The 1258-nt window shown below is 63.4% G+C and carries 1 protein-coding gene; it reads left to right on the top strand.

The window, feature by feature from the left end:
- Window positions 1-45 precede the first annotated feature (45 nt).
- A complete protein-coding gene (pimC, locus tag IVB47_RS02920) occupies window positions 46-1236 on the top strand; it encodes a pimeloyl-CoA dehydrogenase large subunit (RefSeq protein ID WP_027570171.1) in 1191 nt (396 codons plus the stop codon).
- The last annotated feature ends 22 nt before the right edge of the window (window positions 1237-1258 follow it).

Here is a 1258-nt window from a genome sequence, read left to right as displayed (position 1 = left end):
TGGGTCCCGGCCTTCGCCGGGACGACACGTTCACAGGAGGATCCGATGGATCTCGCATTCACGAAAGAAGAGCAGGCGTTTCGCGAGGAAGTGCGGTCATTCTTCCGCGACAACGTGCCGCCGGATACGCGGCGCAAGCTGGTCGAGGGCCGCCACCTCTCGAAGGACGAGATGGTGACGTGGTGGCGCATCCTCAACAAGAAGGGCTGGGGCGTCAGCCACTGGCCCAAGCAATATGGCGGCACCGGCTGGACCTCCGTGCAGCACTACATCTTCAACGAAGAGCTGCAGTCCTATCCGGCGCCGCAGCCGCTCGCCTTCGGCGTCAGCATGGTCGGTCCCGTGATCTACACCTTCGGCAATGAAGAGCAGAAGAAGCAGTATCTGCCCCGCATCGCCAATGTCGACGATTGGTGGTGCCAGGGCTTCTCCGAGCCCGGCTCCGGCTCCGACCTCGCCTCGCTGAAGACCAAGGCCGAGCGCAAGGGCGACAAGTGGATCATCAACGGCCAGAAGACCTGGACGACGCTCGCCCAGCACGCCGACATGATCTTCTGCCTCTGCCGCACCGACCCGTCCGCCAAGAAGCAGATGGGCATCTCCTTCATCGTGTTCTCGATGAAGTCGAAGGGCGTCACCGTGCGCCCGATCCAGACCATCGACGGCGGCGCCGAGGTCAACGAGGTCTTCTTCGACGACGTCGAAGTGCCCTACGAGAACCTGATCGGCGAGGAGAACAAGGGCTGGGATTACGCGAAATTCCTGCTCGGCAATGAGCGCACCGGCATCGCCCGCGTCGGCGTCTCCAAGGAGCGGCTCCGCCGCATCCGAGATCTCGCCGGTAAGGTCGAATCCGGCGGCAAGCCGATCATCCAGGACGCGGCCTTCCGTGACAAGCTCGCGGCCTGCGAGATCGAGCTCAAGGCGCTCGAGCTGACGCAGCTCCGCGTCGTCGCCGACGAAGGCAAGCACGGCAAGGGCAAGCCCAATCCGGCGTCCTCCGTGCTGAAGATCAAGGGCTCCGAGATCCAGCAAACCACCACCGAGCTGCTGATGGAAGTGATCGGCCCGTTCGCCGCGCCCTACGACGTGCACGGCGACGACGGCTCGAACGAAGCCATGGACTGGACCGCCCAGATCGCGCCGAGCTACTTCAACAACCGCAAGGTCTCGATCTACGGCGGCTCCAACGAAATCCAGCGCAACATCATCGCCAAGGCGGTGCTGGGGCTGTGATCGTACACTATTAACGCGCACT

The organism is Bradyrhizobium sp. 62 (genome assembly GCF_023073035.1).
Lineage (GTDB): Bacteria > Pseudomonadota > Alphaproteobacteria > Rhizobiales > Xanthobacteraceae > Bradyrhizobium.
This window is presented reverse-complemented; position numbering and strand designations above follow the sequence as displayed.